Source organism: Actinomyces capricornis, assembly GCF_019974135.1.
Classification (GTDB): domain Bacteria; phylum Actinomycetota; class Actinomycetes; order Actinomycetales; family Actinomycetaceae; genus Actinomyces; species Actinomyces capricornis.
Genome location: NZ_AP025017.1, coordinates 1,126,062 through 1,144,457 on the forward strand (window position 1 = coordinate 1,126,062; position 18,396 = coordinate 1,144,457).

The following is an 18,396-nucleotide window of genomic DNA, read 5'->3' on the forward strand; positions in this document are numbered from 1 at the left end:
GCTCGCGCCCTTCAGGCTCCTGCCATGAGAACTCCTCAGCTCACCCCCTCTACGATCAGCACGACCCTGCGCTCCAGAGCTGGTCGGGCTGCTGCCCGCCCCCGCGATGCCACTCCTGCGGCCACCGGCACTCCCGTAGGCCGCACAAGCCAGGAGCGCTCTGACGGCCCTGAGAATGCCGTCCCCCGCCGGGCCCCTATGGACCCCGCACAGAACGGGCGGGGCGGATGGTCGGGCCCGGCCGGCGCCGGCCGGGCCCCGAGCAGGGTTACGCGGGCCCTGCGCTGGGCCTTCGCGGTGGCCTACCTCGGCATCTTCCCGCTCCACCTGACCCGCCTCCTGCTTCCCGCGGGCCACCGCCCCGGCTTCATGATGGCGGCCTACGCCCTGCTCTTCGCCCTGGGGGTCTACGCCTGGCGCGGCGAGCTCGACGCCGGGGCCAGGCGGATCGCGGCACATCCGCTGAGGGCGGTGGGGACTCTGGCGCTGGGCGCCATCATCCTCCTCGTCCTGGAGGTGGCCGGGTCGCTGGTCGTGGGGTGGCTGGCGGGCATGGTGCCCGGCGGCCTGCAGGAGCTGGGCAATGACACGAGTATCAGCCGGGTCCTGGGGATGTACCCGGGGCCTGTCATCATCGCGGTCCTGGGCGTAATGGGGCCCTTCGTCGAGGAGTTGTTCTTCCGCCAGATCCTCATCCCCCTCATCGGGGATCGCACCCGTGCCTGGGTGGGGGTGGTGGTCTCCAGCATCGCCTTCGGCATGCTCCACATGAGCTCGCTGCAACCCTCGGAGTGGATCGGTGTCATCCCGCACACCTGCTTCGGGATCGCCATGGGGATCGTGTTCCTGCGCTCGCGCCGCAACCTCCACCTGCCGGCGGGCTTCCACATCGTCAGCAACACCACCACGTTCCTGGCCAATGCGTGAGGGGAGCGACCCGGGCACCTCTCCCCCTCCCCCTCCCGCCGAGCCCCTCAGGTCAGCGGGTCGACGACGTCGATGCCGCTGGTCCGGGCGGCGGCGGCCAGCTGTGCGTCATGGGTGAGGAGTGTCAGTGGGTCGCGCGGGTCGTTGAGGAGTTGAGCGGTTGCCAGGTGGATGGCGTCCAGGGACTTCAGCTGGCCGGTCAGGGCGCAGGCGCGCTCGACGACCTCGTCGTCGATCCTGACGAGATGGACTTCATCGAGGACCTCCTGCACCCGAGTGGTGCTGGTGCCGGTGCGCCGGGCCAGGCGGAAGAGCTCGATCTGCAGGAGCATGGAGGAGATGAGTCCGCCATGCCTCATCGCCTCGCGCAGGAGGGCATCGGCATGCGCTGCGCCCTGCTGCCCGAGCAGGGGCAGTGCGATGAAGGAGGTGTCGACGTAGTTCACCCCTCCTCCCAGCGGTCCTCGGCCAGGAGGGTCTCCAAGGTCATCCCTTCGGGCAGGTCCCACCTCTGCGGCGTGAGGTGATGACTGCGGGTGGCGGGCTGGATCCTCCCCTCACGCATGAGCCGATCGAACCGGGACTCCTGAGGGCGGATCGGGACGATCTGCGCGATAGGGCGGCCGCGATCGGTGACCGTCACCGGCTGACCGGTGGCCTCGACCTCCCGGTAGATCTGGCCGGCGCGCTGGTTGACCTCCCGCAGGCCGACCGAACGGCCCACCGGGCCGGTATCGGGGAGGGCGGACCGGGAGGGACACCCGGCAGGAGCGCCTGCGGCGGGGGTCTCAGACGTCGGCCCAGCAGCACTCACAGCACTCATGAGCCAAGCCTACCAACCATGTCCTACATGTTCTACACCCGCCTCGCCCCCTCCCCCTCCCGCCGAGCCCGACATTCCTCACCGAGCCCGACGGCGGCTCCGTCTGCCTCGGTGAGGAATGTCGGGCTCGGCGGGGCTCAGGGAGAAGAGGCGGGGCGGTAGGTGAAGTCCTCCCAGCCCAGCGCCTCGATGCGGGCGGCCAGGCGCTCGCAGGCGGCATCCCACCCCGGGGCCACCGCGATGAAGTCGGCCCGCGCGCCCTCGGACCTGGCCTGCTGCAGGGCGTAGGAGCGCGCCCCCGCCGCGTGCACGCGCCGCGCCACCTCATAGGCGTCCTCGGCGGTGACATCCCCGGGCGCCACGGTGGTGCGCACCTCGAAGTCCGGGCCCCCGCGATCGGCGGCCCCCACCAGCAGCTCCAGGCACTCCCAGGCCTTGCCACCCGAGTTGGGGCGCCCCACCACCTGACGGTAGTGCTCGGGCAGGGCCTTGATATCCAGGCCCACCCAGTCCACCAGGCCCGCGGCGACCATCTCGGCCAGGCGCCGCGGGTAGACCCCGGCGGTGTGCAGGCCCACCTCGAAGCCCAGACCCCGGGCCTCGGCGGCAGCGGCGGCACAGGCGTGCTGGCGCAGCGCCTCCCCGCCGGTGAAGACCACCGCATCGAGCAGGCCCCGGCGCCGCGAGAGCAGGTCGCGCACCTCCCGCCAGCTGACCTTGCCCGGCACCCGCACGGGGATGAGGTCCTGGTTGTGGCAGTAGTGGCAGTTCCAGGGGCAGCCCTGGGTGAAGACCGTGGCGCTCAGGCGCCCGGGCCAGTCCACCGTGGACAGCGGCACCAGGCCCGCGATGACCAGCTCGGAGGCGGGGCAGTGCACGGAAGGGGCCCCGCCCACCGGGTGGAAGGCTAAGGACTCGGCCCCCCGCTCGGGGGCGCCGGGGCCCACCTCGCCCTGCGGCCCTGCGGCCTGGGCGTCGTCGGGCCCGTCGGGATCCCCCAATTCCGGGGCCGCCCCGGGCGCGATGGGCGAGCGTCCCCCACCGGGCCGGGCCTCGGCGGGAGGAGGACCCGCCGACCCGCCCTGCCCAACCGGCCCGGGCGATTCCGGCGCCCCGCTCCTCTCCGGCTGCGGCACGCCGGGCCGCCCACCAGGCTGCTCCACGTCGTCGCCCCCGGGCAGGAGGGCGGCGCCGTAGGTGCGGCGCAGGCGGGTGCGCAGGGAGGCGCCCTCCTCAGGGCGGCCCGCCTCCCCGGCCCGTATGCCTGTGCGGTGCGCTCCGGCGAGCGCGCGATTCGTCGTCATGGGCTCTCAGCATCTCATCCGACGGCGGCCAATCGGGAGACCGCCGGGCCGTGGCCGTGCGCGGCGTCCTCGGTGAACATCCGGCGCTCGGCGTACTCACCCTTCTTGCCGATGTTGAACGAGCGCACCGGGCGGAAGTAGCCCATCACCCGCGTCCACACCTCGCACTCGACCGGCTCGGCGCCGGGGCGCTGGGCGGCGCACTTCTCGCAGGTGGGGTGCTCGCCCACGAGGTAGCCGTGGGTGGGGCAGATGGAGAAGGTGGGGGTGACGGTGATGTAGGGGGTGCGGAAGGCCGTCAGGGACCGGCGCACGAGCTCCTTGCAGGCCTCGGCCGAGGAGATGCGCTCGTTCATGTAGAGGTGCAGGACGGTGCCGCCGGTGTACTTGGTCTGGAGCTCCTCCTGCATCTCCTGGGCCTCGAAGGGGTCGTCGGTGTAGCCCACGGGCAGCTGGGAGGAGTTGGTGTAGTAGGGGTTGGCCTGGGTGCCGGCCTGGATGATGCCGGGGTAGCGGGCGCGGTCCTCCTTGGCGAAGCGGTAGGTGGTGCCCTCGGCGGGCGTGGCCTCCAGGTTGTACAGGTGCCCGGTGGACTCCTGGAAGTCCACCATGCGCTCGCGCACGTGGTCGAGGATCCGCACGCACAGGGCGTGGCCGCGCGGGTCGGTCAGGTCGTAGCCGCCGTCGTCGTGGTTCCGGGTGAAGTTGCGAACCATCTCGTTCATGCCGTTGACGCCCAGGGTGGAGAAGTGGTTGTCCAGGGAGCCCAGGTAGCGCTTGGTGAAGGGGAAGAGCCCGGCCTCGATGTGATGGCCGATGACCTCGCGCTTGAGCTCCAGGGTGTCGCGGCCGATGGCCAGGAGCCGGTCGAGGGCGGCGATGAGCCCGGCCTCGTCGTCGGGGTGCAGATAGCCCAGGCGGGCCATGTTGATGGTGACCACGCCCACGCTGCCGGTCTGCTCGGCCGAGCCGAACAGACCGTTGCCGCGCTTGAGCAGCTCGCGCAGGTCGAGCTGGAGACGGCAGCACATGGAGCGGATCATGCCGGGGTCGAGCTCGGAGTTGATGAAGTTCTGGAAGTAGGGCAGGCCGTACTTGGCGGTCATGGTGAACAGGAGCTCAGTGTTGGGGGCGTCCCAGTCGAAGTCCTTGGTGATGTTGTAGGTGGGGATGGGGAAGGTGAAGACGCGCCCGTCGGCGTCGCCCTCGGTCATGACCTCCATGAAGGCGCGGTTGATGAGGTCCATCTCGGCCTGGAGGTCGCCGTAGGCGAAGTCGCAGAGCTCGTCGCCGATGAGGGGGTGCTCGTCGGCCAGATCGGCGGGGCAGGTCAGGTCGAAGGTGAGGTTGGTGAAGGGGGTCTGGGTGCCCCAGCGGCTGGGGACGTTGAGGTTGAAGATGAGCTCCTGCATGCACTGCTTGACCTGGTCGTAGGTCATGTCGTCCAGGCGGATGAAGGGGGCCATGTAGGTGTCGAAGGAGGAGAAGGCCTGCGCGCCGGCCCACTCGTTCTGGAGGGTGCCCAGGAAGTTGACGATCTGGCCGACGGCGGAGGAGAAGTGCTTGGCGGGACCGGCGGCGATGGCGCCGGGGACCCCGTTGAAGCCCTGGACGAGGAGGTCCTTGAGGGACCAGCCGGCGCAGTAGCCGGCGAACATGTCCAGGTCGTGGATGTGGAGGTCGGCGCTGCGGTGGGCCTGGCCGGCCTCGGCGGGGTAGACGTGGGAGAGCCAGTAGTTGGCGATGACCTTGCCGGAGGTGTTGAGCATCATCCCGCCCAGGGAGTAGCCCTGGTTGGCGTTGGCGTTGACGCGCCAGTCGGAGCGGTCGAGGTACTCGGTGATGGTGGAGATCGGGTCGACGAGCGGAGCGGAGTCGGGGCGGGCGGCGGGGGCGGGGTTCTTGTCGAGCACGGGTCTCTCCGTTGGTCGTGGGCCGATGGCGGGGCACTCTCAGGGCCTCTCCTGCGCGGGGGCGGGCCTGGCGGGCTGCCTCGTCGCCGCCCTCGCGGGTGTCCCGAAGGGCGGCGACGGCCCCGACCCTACTCCCGAACCACACTCATGCAACACATGATCTAGGGGTTTCTATTCCATCCGACCACAACATCTTGTGGTTCAGATGGGGACCTTCGTCCCGCGGCCGGGGATCTTTGCGCCTCATCGCGCGGGGAGCGGGCGTAGGCCCTCCGGGTCGGGATCGCACCCGCCCCGGCCCCCTCCGGCGTGTCGCACGCACCGCCGCCATGCCCCCAACTTTCGACAATTTGCATGAGATCGGCGTTTTCCAGGCCCGGAGAAGTACGATCTCATGCAAATTGTCGAAAGTGGGGGTCAGCGGCGCCAGCGGGCGAAGCCCCCTTCGGAGTGGATGACCTGGCCGGTGATCCAGCGCGCCTCCTCGGTGAGCAGCCAGGTGATGAGGCGCGCGGCGTCGTCGGGCTCGCCCCAGCGGCCGAAGGGGAACATGCCGGTGGTCTGCTCGATGATCTCGCGCGAGACGTAGCCGGTGTCCACCGGGCCGGGATTGACGGTGTTGACACGGATGCGGGCCTCGGCGAGCTGGTCGGCAATGGTGAGGGTGACGCCGGCCAGTGCCGCCTTGGCCGCGGCGTAGGCGACCTCCCCGGGCATCGGCCCCAGGGCCTGGCCGGAGGTGAGGAAGACGATGGAGCCTCCCGGCGAGGCCTCGGCGGCGAAGGCCGGCTGGGTGGCGAAGGCCTGGGCCAGCAGGATGGAGGCGCGCGCATCGACCCGCCAGTGCCGGTCGAGGATCTCCTCGCTCAGCTCCCCCAGGGCGCCATCGGGGGCGCTCATCGCCTGGTTGCACACCAGGGCGTCGAGGTGGCCGTGGTCCTCCACCGCGGTGCACAGGACCCGATCGGGCTCGCCGGGCTCAGCGAGGTCGGCGTGGACGGCGGTGAGCCTGGCCCCCTCGGTGAGGTGGCTGCTGATGGAGGTCAGGACCTCGGTGACATCGTCGGCGCCCCACTCCTGGGCGGCATCGTGGGGCGCGTAGTGGTGGATGGCCAGGCTGGCGCCGTAGTCGGCGGCACGGCAGGCGATGGCGTGCCCGATGCCCACGCGGCGGCTGACGCCGGTGACCAGGACGGTGCGCCCCTTCAGGGGCAGCGGGTCGCGGGCGAGGATCGGGGAGACGGCAGCGGGGGCGGAGGAGGGGCGGCTATCGGGATCGGGGGCCGTGCTTATCATCACGTCAGTCTAGGAGGCTGACCCCTTCCGCACTGGGAGTCGGGAGAATTAGGCGGGCGCCCTTCGACGGCGACCGGGGCGGCCAGGAGCGCCGGGCCGGGCGCCGGCCGGAGTCATCGCGAGGCCGGGACTTTAGTCGCGACGACGGCACTCTCCCCCGGGATCACCCCTCCAGCTCTCCTTCAAAGGCCGCGAGGGCGGGGCGGGAGAACAGCACGAAGCGGATGAGCTCAAGACTGCCGCCCTCACGCGGCTGCCCGCTCCCACGGGGTCGGCCGGCCCGCGGGCGGGGCTCTCCGGCCCTCTCGGCCAGTGCGCGGGCGGAGGCGACGGCGATGCGGGCGACCTCTTGGAGCTCCCAGCCGTAGGCGCCCGCGCCGACTGCGGGCAGGGCGAGGCTCCGGCAGCCCAGCTCCACGGCCAGCGCGAGGCTGGAGTCGAAGGCGGCGCGCAGGAGTGCGGGGTCGTCCTGGCCCGCATGCCGGTTGGGCCCCACCGTGTGGATGACCCAGCGGGCGGGAAGGTCGAAGGCGGGCGTGGCCACGGCCTGGCCGACGGACATGCCCTCGGGCAGGTCGGTGGCCCTCAGGTGGCGGCAGGCCTCCAGGAGCCGGGGCCCGGCGGCGCGGTGGATGGCGCCGTCCACGCCCCCGCCGCCCAGGAGCGTGGAGTTCGCGGCGTTGACGACGGCGTCGACCTCCTGGGTGGTGATGTCGCCGATGACGGCCTCGATGCGCATGACTGCTCCTTCGCGTGTCTCCTGAGCGGACGGGGTCCGGTGGCTGCTCGCCCACCACCCTGCCATGGTCGGGCGGTGCCCGCAGGGCCGGACGCGGCGCGCGGCCAGGGCCGGGTGCAGTGGGGGTGCGGCGGGGTGCTGGCCGACGACGTGACCGAGGACTCAGGGAGGGATTTCCCTCCCCCACCCCCTCGCGGCTATAGTTGCCGTGCTGCACACGGGGTGTGGCGCAGTTTGGTAGCGCGCTTCGTTCGGGACGAAGAGGTCGTGGGTTCAAATCCCGCCACCCCGACCATCGAGTTCATACTCAAGCCCCCAGTCCGGCCTCTGCGGACTGGGGTTGTTGCATGTTGTGGCCGTGGCAGCTTTGCCCCTGTTGTCCTGCGAGCCTCGGCCAGCCGGGCTATGGCTGTCGGCACTACCAGCCCGGCTTGACCGCCGGCTGACCCCCCGGCGCTCGCCATGGAGAAGAGCGCAACGAGCCCGCATTATTGGCGCTCACAAGGCAGAGGAGCAGCGAGCACAGAAGCGCAGGACGGCCTCCATCTCCCTCTCTTATCACCACACACAGCGCAGCAGGGGCACCGACCAGGCAGAACCCGACGAGACGGCTCTCCAGCACTGATAACGAGAACTCGGCTGGCAGCCCCGAGCCCGCACCATACGGCCATCACCGCCTACACCGCAGCCCTGGATCCCCGCATGCCCCGGGAATCGGGCGGGCATGATCGGTTCACGGCCTCCCGCGATCCCCGGACCGCCGCAGAATATGCCTGAGCGCGCTCTCAAGGGCAGGATAGGCGGGCTCGAATCCGCTCCCGCGCAGGCGCTCATCGCTGACCCGCTGATCGGTGTGGATGAGCTCATCGGCGCCCCGGGTGCCGAGCACCGCCGTCGGGCCGAGCCTGGGCACCGGGATCACCGCCGGGCGACGCAGGACCCGGCCCAGAGTCGCGGCGAGCTCCCCCGCCGTCACCGGATGCGGGGCAACAGCGTTGACAGCCCCCTCCAGCCCGGGGCTCAGAAGCGCGTGGATGTAGGCGCGCACCATGTCATCCAGCGCGATCCAGCTGACGGCGGCACTGGCGTCCGTGATCCGGCCGCCCAGCCCCACCAGGAACAGGGGCAGCTGCGGGGCCAGGGCCCCGCCGGACTCGGCCAGCACGATCCCGGTGCGCAGCGCGCACGTGCGCACGCCCCCATCAGCGGCGCGCTGCAACTGGGCCTCCCAGGCCCGGCACACCCCCGCCAGGAAGCCCCCGCCCGCGGAGGACTCCTCCGTGAGCACCTCTGCGGGGCGCCGGGGCCCGTAGTACCCGATGCCACTGGCCTGCACAATCGTGCGCGGCCCCGAGCCACCGCCCGCCAAGGCGGCGGCTGCGCGGGCGATGAGAGCCGCGGAGGAGACTCGGGAGGAGAGGATCTCCCGCCTGGCGCGGGCCGTCATCCGCGTCCCGATGCTCCTGCCCGCCAGGTTGACCACCGCATCCACGCCCTCCAGATCAGCCGGGTCGAGCCGGCCCGCGGCGGGATCCCATGCGATGTGCCCCTCCCCCGCCCTCGCCGCGCGCACCATCGGCACCACGCGGTGGCCCCCGGAGGTCAGTGCCGCGGCGAGCTGGGTCCCGATGAGCCCCGAGGCACCCGCGATAGCCACCGTGAGCCGCGGCCGGTCGGCGTAGCGGGCGTGGAAGTCCAGGTCGTCGCGCAGCTGCCTGGCCCGGTACGCCAGGAGCCGCTCGATCTGGCGGGCGATGACAGTACTGCCCACCCCCGCCACTCGGGGCGGCTCCACCTCGACGACGTCGGTCAGCTCGGTGGCGGCACCGCCGTCGACGGGGGTCATGGAGTGCGTGTGCTCCCAGCGGCGCCACGGACCGGCGACCTGCGCATCAACGAAGCCGCAGCCCTCGGCGTCCTCCCAGGAGCGCACATGCTCCAGGAGCCAGCGCGGCCTGGCGCCGCCGGCCAGCGCCGGCCAGCGCCAGCCCCAGCCGCACGCCCACCCGCCTGCCCGCCTCGATCCCGCCATGGTCGCGCCCCTCCAGCGTGGCCAGCAGCGACGGCGTGAGCCGGGTGAGCGCACCGGGCCGCGAGTGCCAGGCGGCCACCTCCGCCAGGGGGTGGGCCAGCCTCACCCGGTGCTCAATGCGCATGGCCCGACGTTATCCCAATCATGACCAGCCCACCGCCGCCGGAGGCCCCTGCCGCCACCCCGACCATCGAGTTCATGGCCTCCCCAGTCCGGTCCGCCCGGGCTGGGGTTGTTGCGCTCTGATCCCCCGCCACCACTTTCGACAATTTGCATGAGATCGTACTTCTCCGGGCCTGGAGAAGTACGATCTCATGCAAATTGTCGAAAGTGGGTGCTGGGCGCGGCACGCCGCCTCCACCTCGGCCCGGTCGTGCCATGGGGCGCACTCCCCGTCGCCACTCGACCCCGGATCGTGACCTATCCACTACCCTGGGACGGTCCTTGACCTACAGCGTCGAGAGAAGACAGTCCTCAGCACCCGGCCTCACCCGCCTACCACCGGTGAGGCCCGCCCCTACCTCAGGAGTCCCGAATGCGCACCCACCTCCGCACCACCCTTGCCGCCGTCGCCCTGGCTGGAGCCCTGGCCCTCACAGGCTGCTCCTCCACCGGCAGCGACTCAGCCGACTCCTCCGCCTCCACCGGCGCGGCCGATTCCGCCGGCTCCGCCCAGACCACCGCCGCCATGGAGGAGTCCGCCGCCAAGGAGACCACCGCAGCACCGGCAGCCCCCGAGGTCCCCGCCGGCCACAAGGAGGTCACCGCCCCCACCGCCGGCATCTCCTTCGCCGTCCCGGAGGACTGGCAGCCATTGGGGGATCTCAGCGACGAGCAGGTCGAGCTTCTCGCCTCCGGGTCCGGCATGACTGCCGACCAGTTCAGGAGCACCACGGAGCAGCTCGACATCTTCTATTTTGCGACCACTCCGGATGAGCAGGGATTCTCACCCAACATCAACGTGGCCAAGGAGACCTCGCCCGGTAGCCAGAAGCCCACGGAGGCGCAGATCCAGGCCACTATCCAGCAGCAGAGCGCCACGATGGACTCCTACGAGACCGTCCAGACGGCCAACGGAGAGGGCTACAGGGCCGCCTACACGCTGCCTGCGGCAAACGGAGACATCAAGGGCACTTTGCTTCTCCTCCCCAACGCCACCGGCAACCTGACCGTGATCTATGTCAGTGGCTCCTCGACGGAGCAGACCAAGGAGATCTCAGACAACGTCATCGCCTCGGCCCACTGAAACCCCCGGGGAGTCAGCCAGTCCCAGCTGAGGCTCCCTGATATCACCAACCGGCCACGACCGGACCTTCACGTGGGGCGGGCACCCGAGCAGGGCGCCCGCCCCACGTGCCGTCTACCAGGCGTCCCCCGACCGTCGACCCCGCCGTCCCACTTCACAGGCCCTGCCGGTAGGGTGGGCGGCTGAACAGTGTCGACGGAAGGCGAGCACTATGACCGCATCGCAGCCCTCGCAGCACAGCAGCGCGTCCCCCAGCGGGTCGCTCGGGCGCCTCAGGCCTGTGGAGGCCTCCCTGACGCTCGTCTTCGCCCTGGCCCTGATCACCTGGACCCTCCTCATGCGCGCCGGGGCCCTCAGCGGCCTGGATACCGCCCTGCACGCGCCCGAGGTCGAGCTCCGCTCCGTCACCGGCCAGGTCGCCGAGGCCTTCTCCGTACTGACCCACCCCCTGCTCATCCTGGCCAGCATCATCGGCTGGACCGCCTACTCCTACAAGAGGCGCATGCGCAGGCTCAGCCTGGCCCTGGCCATCGCCGCGGCCGGCATCCCCCTGCGCCTCCTGCTGGCCTGGTGGGTGCGCCACCCCGTCCCGGACAGCGTGTTCGCCGACTCCGTGTCCGCCCCCGCCTACGCCTACCCCTCGGCGCACGTGACCGCCATGACCCTGGCCGCCTGGGTACTGGTGACCCTGGCGCGCGCCCACCGCCGCGGCTCGGCCATCGTCGCGGCCGGGACCGTCGTGGGCTACGCGGCGGTGGCCGTCACTGCGGTGAGCCAGTGGCTCATGGGCCTGGCCGCACCCTCCGACCTCATCGGCGGCTTCCTCATGGGGGCCACGGTGGCCAACCTGGCCCTGTGGGCCGGGGGCATCGAATCGATCCTGGCGGCCTGGGTCAACCGGCCCAGCACCGCTCAGGGCAGGGGCAAGCGCGCCGCCCTCATCTACAACCCCACCAAGTTCGACGACCTGTCCCTGCTGCGCCGCCGCATCGAGGCCGAGGTGCGCTCCGCCGGCTGGAGCCCCACGATCTGGCTGGAGACCACGCCGGAGGACCCCGGGCATGACATGGCCCGCCGCGCCCTGAAGGCCGGCGCCGACCTGGTCATGGTCGCCGGCGGCGACGGCACTGTCCGGGCCGCCAGCGCCGAGCTGGCCGGCTCGGGCACCCCCATGGCGCTCATCCCCGCCGGCACCGGCAACCTGCTGGCCCGCAACCTGTCCATCCCCCTGGACACCGACGCCGCCATCCGCCTGGCCCTGCACGGCAGCCCCAGGGCCATCGATGTGGTGCGCTGCGAGCACGACGGCGGCCAGGAGCGCTTCGTGGTCATGGCCGGCATGGGCCTGGACGCCCAGATCATGGACTCCACCGACGACGGGCTGAAGAAGGTCATCCGCTCCGGGGCCTACGCGGTCGCGGCCGTCCAGAACGCCGTCCCCGACCCCTTCACCGCCACGGTCACCCTGGACGACGACGAGCCCGCCGAGCACCAGATCGTCATGGCCCTGGTGGGCAATGTCGGCACCATCACCGCGGGCATGACCCTGCTGCCCGACGCCAAGCCCGACGACGGCTACATCGACCTGCTCCTGGCCAGCCCCGACAAGGTCGCCGACTGGGCCCGCCTCGGTGCCCAGATCCTCACCGGCCAGGAGATGAAGGGCTTCACCACCGCCCGCGCCAGGACGATGAGCATCCGCACCACCGAGGCCGTGGCCTTCGAGCTCGACGGCGACCCCGCGGGCACCACCAGCGCCCTGAGCCTCGCGGTGGAGCCCGGCGCCCTGCTGGTCGTGATGCCGCAGGACGGCTGAGGCCCGGTCCCCAGTTATCCCGCCCCCGGCCGAGCACCCGACTCCTCTGCCCTAGACTGGCGCGGACCCTCCAGCCCAGACAGGAGCCCCATGCGTTCACGACTCACGGTTGCCCTCGGACATGCGGCCCGACTCGCCGCCCGGCTGCGCGGCGGAGGCAGCGGCGGCACTGCCTTCCCCGGACTGGTCATGGAGCGCACCGACCCCGGGTTCCTGGCGCGTACGCTGGGCCGGCTGCCCCACGGCGTCGTGGTGGTCTCGGGCACCAACGGCAAGACCACCACCACGAAGATGGTGGTCCAGCTGCTGCGCGAGCAGGGGCTGAGGGTCTTCACCAACCGCACCGGGTCGAACTTCGTGCGCGGAGTGCTCGCCTCCCTGCTCACCGAGGTCGACGCCGCCGGCCGCCTGGACGCCGACATCGCGGTCCTGGAGCTCGATGAGGCCCACGCCGTCCACTTCGTGGCCCAGGTGCGCCCCCGCGCCTGCCTCCTGCTCAATGTCATGCGCGACCAGCTCGACCGCTTCGGCGAGATCGACTACACCGCCTCCCTCCTGCACCGGATCGCCGCGGCCACGCGCGAGGTCGTCGTGGTCAATGCCGACGACCCCCGCCTGGCCGCCCCCTCCTTCTTCGAGGGCGTCACCGCCCGCACCGCCGCCTTCGGCGCCGGCGCCCGGCTGCGCTCGCTGTTCCTGTCCGACGACGACCTGCGCACCGGGGCCGCCTCCCCCGCCCCAGAGGCGAGTGCCGCCGGCCCGCAGGCCGGGGGCGCCCCCGCCCCCCGCACCACCCTGGAGGCCATCGAGGGCCAGCGGGCCACGGTGCGCGTCGATGGCCAGGACCACGAGGTCGACTTCACCATCCCCGGGGTCCACAACCTGCTCAATGCCTGCGCCGCCCTGGAGGTGGTCCTGGAGGTCCTGGGCGATCGCGCCGACCTGCCAGGGCTGCTGCGCACCCTGGGGCGGGTCGAGGCCGCCTTCGGCCGCGGCGAGGTCCTGACCCTGGACGGCCACCCCGTCCAGCTCTCCTTGGTCAAGAACCCCGCAGGCTTCCGCATGGGGCTGCTCTCGGCCACCGCCCAGGCCCAGGCGGGTGAGGCGGTCATGGTGGCCATCAATGACGAGTACGCCGATGGGAGGGACATGTCCTGGCTGTGGGACGTGGACTTCTCCGCCCTGCGCCAGGGCGGGGTCGCCGTCGTCACCGGGGTGCGGGCCTGGGACATGGCCCTGCGGCTGGACTACGACGAGGTGGGCGTCGGCCGCGTCGAGCCCGATCTGCGCAAGGCCCTGGCGCTGCTGCGCCAGGCGGCCCGGGAGGCCGACCGGCCCATGAGGATCTTCACCACCTACACAGCCATGCTCTCCCTGCGCTCCATCCTGGGCGAGCTCACCGAGGTCGAGGAGGTCATGTCATGAGCACCCTGTACGAGCACACCACCGACGGCCCCGCGCGCGGCAGGCTGCGCCTCCTCCAGCTCTACCCCCGGGATATGAACATCTACGGCGACTGGGGCAACACCCTGGTGCTGGCGCGCCGGGCCCAGCGCCACGGCTACGACGTCGAGCTGGACTCCTACGACCCGGGCCAGGACCTGCCCGGGGGCGTCGACCTCCTCGTGGGCGGCGGCGGCCAGGACTCCGGGCAGGACCGCATCAAGGACGACCTGCTTGAGGTGGGGCCGCAGTTGTGCGCCTGGGCGCGCGACGGTCTGCCCATGCTGGCGATCTGCGGCCTCTACCAGCTCTTCGGCCACGGCTTCACCACCGGCCAGGGGCGGGAGATCCCCGGGATCGGGCTCATCGACGCCCACACCGTGGCCGGGCAGGGGCGCCTCATCGGCAACATCACGCTGAGCACCCGGGAGTTCGGGGAGGTGGTGGGCTACGAGAACCACTCGGGCCTGACCACCCTGGGGTCGGGGGCCGAGCCCCTGGGCACCGTGCGGGTGGGCGACGGCAACAACGGCACCGATGGCACCGAGGGCGCCCGCGTCCACCACGTCGTCGGCACCTACCTGCACGGCTCCCTGCTGCCCAAGAACCCGGCCGTGGCCGACTGGCTGCTGGCCCGGGCCGTCGAGCACGCCGGGCAGGCCTGGGACCCCGAGCCCCTCGACGACGCCTGGGCCCAGCAGGCCCGCGCCGTGGCCATGTCCCGGCCCCGCTGAGCCGCCTCAGCCTCGCCGAACCCACTCCGACCTGCGCGGACACATCCAGCCCACACGGAGAACGGATCTCAGTATCACTTGCGACGAAGGTAAGGCAAACCTATTCTCTTGAGATGTTAGGGCTCCCTAACATCTCATCCTTCCATTGTCGTGAGGTTCTCATGCACCCCCTTCGCCCGTCCCGCCGTACCGCGATCCTGACCACCGCCTGTGCCGTGGGCCTGACGCTGGCCGCCTGCGCCACCGACCAGGCCGGCTCCTCGGGCTCCAGCCGGGCCGCGGGCACTCCCCTGAAGATCGTGGCCACCACCGGCTACTTGGGGGACGCGGCCGCCAACATCGCCCCCGATGCGCAGGTCACCGTGCTCGTGGGCCCCGGCGGTGACCCCCACACCCAGGAGCTGACCACGCAGGACGCCCAGAGGATCGAGGAGGCCGACGTCGTCCTGTGGACCTCCCACGACATGGAGCACAAGATGCTCGATCAGCTCGACGCCCTGGGGGATAAGCAGGTGGCGGCCGCCGAGTCCATCCCCGAGGCCGACCTGCTCCCCTGGGAGGAGGACGGCAAGGTCGAGGGGCACGACCCCCACGTGTGGAACTCTCCCGACAACTGGAAGCACGTGGTCACCGCCTGCGCGAAGAAGATCGCCGAGATCGACCCCGACCACGCCTCGACCTACACCTCCAACGCCGAGGCCTACAACCAGAGGATCGATGAGGCCAAGGCGGCGGCCAAGACGCAGTTCGACACCATCCCCAAGGAGAATCGCGTCCTCATCACCGGGCACGACGCCTTCAACTACCTGGGGAAGACCTTCGAGATCGAGATCCACGCCACCGACCTGGTCTCCTCCGAATCGGAGATCTCCGCCACTCAGATCGATGAGCTGGCCACCACCATCGCCGAGAGGAAGGTCCCCGTCATCTTCCAGGACAACCTGAAGAACCCCGAGGCCATCAACCACCTCAAGGAGGCGGTGGCCGCCAAGGGCTGGCAGGTCGAGGTCTCCGACAAGCCGCTGTTCGCCGACTCCCTGGGCGAGTCCGCGCCCACCGACACCTACCTGGGGGTCTTCGAGTACAACGCCACCACCATCACCCAGGCCCTGGCCCCCGCGAAGTGACCTGCCAGCCCCACCCGCCCCGCCACGACCACGACCGACGATGACGCCCCACGACGATATGCCCCTCCCCTGCCGGATCGAGTCACTGAGCGTGGCCTATCACGACCGCCTCGCCCTGCGATCAGTGAGCCTGGCAGTGCCGCCCGGGGAGGTCATGGCCGTCCTGGGCCCCAACGGCGCGGGCAAGTCCACGCTGGTCAAGGCGGCGATGGGGCTGGTGCCCGCACTGTCGGGCACGGTGCGCTTCTACGGTGAGGAGCTCGACCGCGCCCGACGGCGGGTGGCCTACATGCCCCAGGCGGCCCAGGTGGACTGGGACTTCCCCACCACGGTGCGCGACGTGGTGACCATGGGCACCTACGGGCGCCTGGGCTGGTGGCGCCGGCCGGGGGCGGCGCAGCGCCGCAGCGTGGAGGAGGCCCTGGAGGCGGTGGGCATCAGCGACCTGGCCGGCCGCCAGATCTCCGAGCTCTCCGGCGGCCAGAAGCAGCGCACCTTCGTGGCCCGCATCCTGGCCCAGGACCCCGACCTGTTCATCATGGACGAGCCCTTCGCCGGGGTGGACGCCGCCTCGGAGCGGGCCATCGTCGAGGTCCTGGCGGGGCTGCGCGAGGCGGGCCGGACCATCGTCATCGTCCACCACGACCTGTCCACGGTGCGCCGCTTCTGCACCTGGGCCACGCTGCTGTCCGATGGCGACCTGGTCTCCACCGGCCCCCTGGAGGAGGCCTTCACCACCGAGGCGGTCCACCGAGCCTACGGATTGCTGGACGAGGAGCTCACCGGAGGCCGCCCATGAGCCCCCTGACCGATGCCCTGGCCCCCGCCCTGGTGGACCCGGTGGCCTTCCTGTCGAGCTACACCTACCGCACGATGCTCTTGGGCACCTCCATGGTGGGGCTGACCGCCGGGGCCCTGGGCTCCTACCTGTACCTGCACAAGCAGTCCCTGGTCTCCGACGTCATCGGCCACTCGGCCATCGCCGGGGTGACCACGGCCTTCGTGACGGCAACGGCCCTGCTGGGCATCGCAGGGCGTTCCGTCCTGGTGCTGACGATCGGCGCCCTGATCGCCGCCACCGCGGCGGTGCTCGTGGCCAATGGGATCGCGCGCGCCTCCCGGGTGGGCATCGACGCCGCCATGGCGATCTGCCTGGCGCTGTTCTACGGATCCGGGGTGGTCATGCTCAATGCGATCAGCCACTCCAGCCTTCCCGAGCGCGGTGGGATCGCCGACTACGTCTTCGGCTCGGCCTCCACCCTGACCCGGGCCGATCTGACGGCCATCAGCGGCTTCGCCGCCGCTGCCCTGGTGATCACCGCCCTGCTGTGGAAGGAGTTCAAGGTCCTGACCTTCGACCCGGTCCTATGCCGCACGATGGGCCTGTCCACCCGCATCCTCAGCCCCGTGCTCCTGGGCACGGTGACGGTGGCCATCGTCATCGGCATCAAGGCGGTGGGGCTCATCCTCATGGTGGCCTTCGCGATCATGCCCGCGGCCGCGGCCCGCCAATGGACCCGCCACCTGTGGTCGATGATCGCACTGGCCGGGCTCATCGGCGCCCTGTCGGCGGCCATCGGCTCCTACCTGGCTGTCAGCCTGGGATCGATCCCCACCGGGCCGATCATCGTCCTGGTCCTGTCCGCCGTCCTGGCGGTCTCCCTCCTGGCCGCACCACGGCGCTCGCTGCTGCGACGTCGTCGGGCCCAGCGGGCACTGCGCCGCCGCCTCCTGGCCGAGGCCGCCCGCCCCCGGCAGGGCGCGGGACCGCAGCCGGCCAAGGGCGCTCCCACGGCGGGAGGGCGGATCCGATGAGCCTGGTCCTCGCCGTCGCCCTGCTGGCCGTGGTCACCGCGCTCACCTGCGCCCTGCCCGGGACCTTCCTGGTGCTGCGGCACCAGTCGATGCTGGTGGAGGCCATGTCCCACGCGGTGCTCCCGGGCATCGCCCTGGGGGCGCTCATCTCGGGCACCACGCGCTCACCGGTGATGGTGGTGGCCGCCTCCCTCATGGGCCTGGTGGTGGTGCTGGGCGCCGAGCAGCTGCGGCGCTCGGGCCTGGTGGGAGGCGACGCCGACCAGGGCCTGGTCTTCCCCGCCCTGTTCGCCGTGGGGGTCATCATGCTCTCGACCTCCCTGTCCAAGGTCCACATCTCCCAGAACACGGTCCTCACCGGGGATCTCAACCTGCTGGCGCTCACCCCTGGGCGCCTGGTGGTGGGGCGCTACGACCTGGGCCCCTCGACGATGTGGTCACTGCTGGCGGTCCTGGCCCTGACCGCGGTCTACCTCATTGCCTTCTACCCCGTTCTCAAGGTCACCACCTTCGACCCGATCACCGCCCGCACCATGGGGCTGCCGGTGCAGTGGGTGGACCTGGGGCTCATGCTCCTGGTCTCCCTGACGGTAGTGGTGGCCTTCAGCACGGCAGGAGCGATCCTGGTGGTGGCCCTCATGGTGGTGCCCCCGGCCACGGCGCTGCTGGTGGCGCGCAGCCTGCCGGGGATGATCGCCCTGAGCCTGGCGGTGGCGGCGGGCTCGGCGCTACTGGGGTTCTGGGTGGCACTGCGCCTGGATCTGGCCACCTCCTCGATGATGGCCGTGGTCGACGGCGTCGTCTTCCTGGCCGTCCTGATCCTGACGCAGGGTGGGGGACGACGGCGTGCCCGCAACAGCCTGACGGGGCAGGTTCCACAGCCGCCGGACGGCGTGGTCGCACGGCGGACGCCCGCCTCTCGGATTAGCGAAGGCTAAGCATACGTATTCAGGGCCGGCCCCACCGCCCCTCCCGCCACGAGCGCCTCGCCATCACCCGGCCGCCCTCCACCCGGCACCGACCGCCGCCCCGGCACCAACGCAGCCCCGCGATGCCCGGCATACCAGGCATCACCCGCATCGCCGAGGCAGATGGCAGGTCCAGCCAGCCCTGCCAGGACGGGCGACGACGCATGACCCGGCAGATTCCCCCGCCAACGACATGACCGGAAGGTGAGGGAA

General features: G+C 71.3%; 17 protein-coding genes and 1 tRNA gene. 10 read left to right on the top strand and 8 right to left on the bottom strand.

Going from position 1 to position 18,396, the window contains the following annotated elements:
* The first annotated feature begins 198 nt into the window (after nucleotides 1–198).
* Nucleotides 199–927, top strand: a complete 729-nt coding sequence (locus MANAM107_RS04495) for a CPBP family intramembrane glutamic endopeptidase (RefSeq protein WP_223911664.1) — start codon at nucleotides 199–201, stop codon at nucleotides 925–927.
* A gap of 47 nt (nucleotides 928–974) precedes the next feature.
* Here the strand turns inward: MANAM107_RS04495 and MANAM107_RS04500 are convergent, their stop codons facing one another.
* The 6 genes from MANAM107_RS04500 to MANAM107_RS04525 form a co-directional block, all read right to left on the bottom strand.
* Nucleotides 975–1,373 carry a type II toxin-antitoxin system VapC family toxin gene (locus MANAM107_RS04500; protein ID WP_223911666.1) on the bottom strand — a complete coding sequence of 133 codons (399 nt, stop codon included), beginning with the start codon at nucleotides 1,371–1,373 and terminating at the stop codon, nucleotides 975–977.
* Nucleotides 1,370–1,750: a type II toxin-antitoxin system Phd/YefM family antitoxin gene (locus MANAM107_RS04505; RefSeq protein WP_223911668.1), complete on the bottom strand. Its 381-nt coding sequence runs from the start codon at nucleotides 1,748–1,750 to the stop codon at nucleotides 1,370–1,372. Before MANAM107_RS04505 ends, MANAM107_RS04500 begins: the two co-directional genes overlap by 4 nt.
* 137 nt (nucleotides 1,751–1,887) lie before the next feature.
* Nucleotides 1,888–2,628: an anaerobic ribonucleoside-triphosphate reductase activating protein gene (locus tag MANAM107_RS04510; protein WP_223912851.1), complete on the bottom strand. Its 741-nt coding sequence runs from the start codon at nucleotides 2,626–2,628 to the stop codon at nucleotides 1,888–1,890.
* Between the two features lie 440 nt (nucleotides 2,629–3,068).
* Nucleotides 3,069–4,967 (bottom strand): ribonucleoside triphosphate reductase, encoded by a 1,899-nt coding sequence (locus MANAM107_RS04515; protein ID WP_223911670.1) that lies wholly within the window; start codon nucleotides 4,965–4,967, stop codon nucleotides 3,069–3,071.
* A 417-nt stretch (nucleotides 4,968–5,384) separates the two neighbouring features.
* Nucleotides 5,385–6,263, bottom strand: a complete 879-nt coding sequence (locus tag MANAM107_RS04520) for an SDR family oxidoreductase (protein WP_223911673.1) — start codon at nucleotides 6,261–6,263, stop codon at nucleotides 5,385–5,387.
* A gap of 163 nt (nucleotides 6,264–6,426) precedes the next feature.
* Nucleotides 6,427–7,002, bottom strand: a complete 576-nt coding sequence (locus MANAM107_RS04525) for an O-acetyl-ADP-ribose deacetylase (RefSeq protein ID WP_223911676.1) — start codon at nucleotides 7,000–7,002, stop codon at nucleotides 6,427–6,429.
* A gap of 218 nt (nucleotides 7,003–7,220) precedes the next feature.
* Here MANAM107_RS04525 and MANAM107_RS04530 point away from each other — a divergent pair.
* Nucleotides 7,221–7,297: transfer RNA gene (locus MANAM107_RS04530), tRNA-Pro, on the top strand.
* Between the two features lie 438 nt (nucleotides 7,298–7,735).
* On the opposite strand, the gene MANAM107_RS04535 is transcribed toward MANAM107_RS04530, so the two are convergent.
* Nucleotides 7,736–8,935: a TIGR01777 family oxidoreductase gene (locus MANAM107_RS04535; protein WP_223911679.1), complete on the bottom strand. Its 1,200-nt coding sequence runs from the start codon at nucleotides 8,933–8,935 to the stop codon at nucleotides 7,736–7,738.
* On the bottom strand, nucleotides 8,895–9,158 hold the full coding sequence (locus tag MANAM107_RS04540) for an SRPBCC family protein (RefSeq protein WP_223911683.1): 264 nt from the start codon (nucleotides 9,156–9,158) through the stop codon (nucleotides 8,895–8,897). The genes MANAM107_RS04535 and MANAM107_RS04540 overlap by 41 nt, the downstream gene beginning before the upstream one ends.
* 411 nt (nucleotides 9,159–9,569) lie before the next feature.
* On the opposite strand from MANAM107_RS04540, the gene MANAM107_RS04545 reads away from it, so the two are divergent.
* The 8 genes from MANAM107_RS04545 to MANAM107_RS04580 all read left to right on the top strand — a co-directional run bounded on the left by MANAM107_RS04545 (nucleotide 9,570) and on the right by MANAM107_RS04580 (nucleotide 18,153).
* Nucleotides 9,570–10,280: a hypothetical protein gene (locus tag MANAM107_RS04545; RefSeq protein WP_223911686.1), complete on the top strand. Its 711-nt coding sequence runs from the start codon at nucleotides 9,570–9,572 to the stop codon at nucleotides 10,278–10,280.
* Nucleotides 10,281–10,491: 211 nt separating this feature from the next.
* A complete protein-coding gene (locus tag MANAM107_RS04550) occupies nucleotides 10,492–12,096 on the top strand; it encodes a bifunctional phosphatase PAP2/diacylglycerol kinase family protein (protein WP_223911689.1) in 1,605 nt (534 codons plus the stop codon).
* A 90-nt stretch (nucleotides 12,097–12,186) separates the two neighbouring features.
* Entirely contained in the window at nucleotides 12,187–13,521 is a 1,335-nt protein-coding gene (locus MANAM107_RS04555; protein ID WP_223911691.1) for a Mur ligase family protein, read from the top strand.
* Nucleotides 13,518–14,273, top strand: coding sequence for a type 1 glutamine amidotransferase (locus MANAM107_RS04560; protein ID WP_223911694.1), 756 nt, complete (start codon nucleotides 13,518–13,520; stop codon nucleotides 14,271–14,273). Before MANAM107_RS04555 ends, MANAM107_RS04560 begins: the two co-directional genes overlap by 4 nt.
* A gap of 161 nt (nucleotides 14,274–14,434) precedes the next feature.
* The gene (locus MANAM107_RS04565) at nucleotides 14,435–15,400 is read left to right on the top strand and encodes a metal ABC transporter substrate-binding protein (RefSeq protein ID WP_223911697.1); all 966 of its coding nucleotides are present in this window, start codon (nucleotides 14,435–14,437) and stop codon (nucleotides 15,398–15,400) included.
* Between the two features lie 91 nt (nucleotides 15,401–15,491).
* Nucleotides 15,492–16,199, top strand: coding sequence for a metal ABC transporter ATP-binding protein (locus tag MANAM107_RS04570; RefSeq protein WP_223911700.1), 708 nt, complete (start codon nucleotides 15,492–15,494; stop codon nucleotides 16,197–16,199).
* Nucleotides 16,196–17,215 carry a metal ABC transporter permease gene (locus MANAM107_RS04575; RefSeq protein ID WP_223911703.1) on the top strand — a complete coding sequence of 340 codons (1,020 nt, stop codon included), beginning with the start codon at nucleotides 16,196–16,198 and terminating at the stop codon, nucleotides 17,213–17,215. Before MANAM107_RS04570 ends, MANAM107_RS04575 begins: the two co-directional genes overlap by 4 nt.
* Nucleotides 17,212–18,153 (top strand): metal ABC transporter permease, encoded by a 942-nt coding sequence (locus MANAM107_RS04580; protein WP_223911706.1) that lies wholly within the window; start codon nucleotides 17,212–17,214, stop codon nucleotides 18,151–18,153. The genes MANAM107_RS04575 and MANAM107_RS04580 overlap by 4 nt, the downstream gene beginning before the upstream one ends.
* The last annotated feature ends 243 nt before the right edge of the window (nucleotides 18,154–18,396 follow it).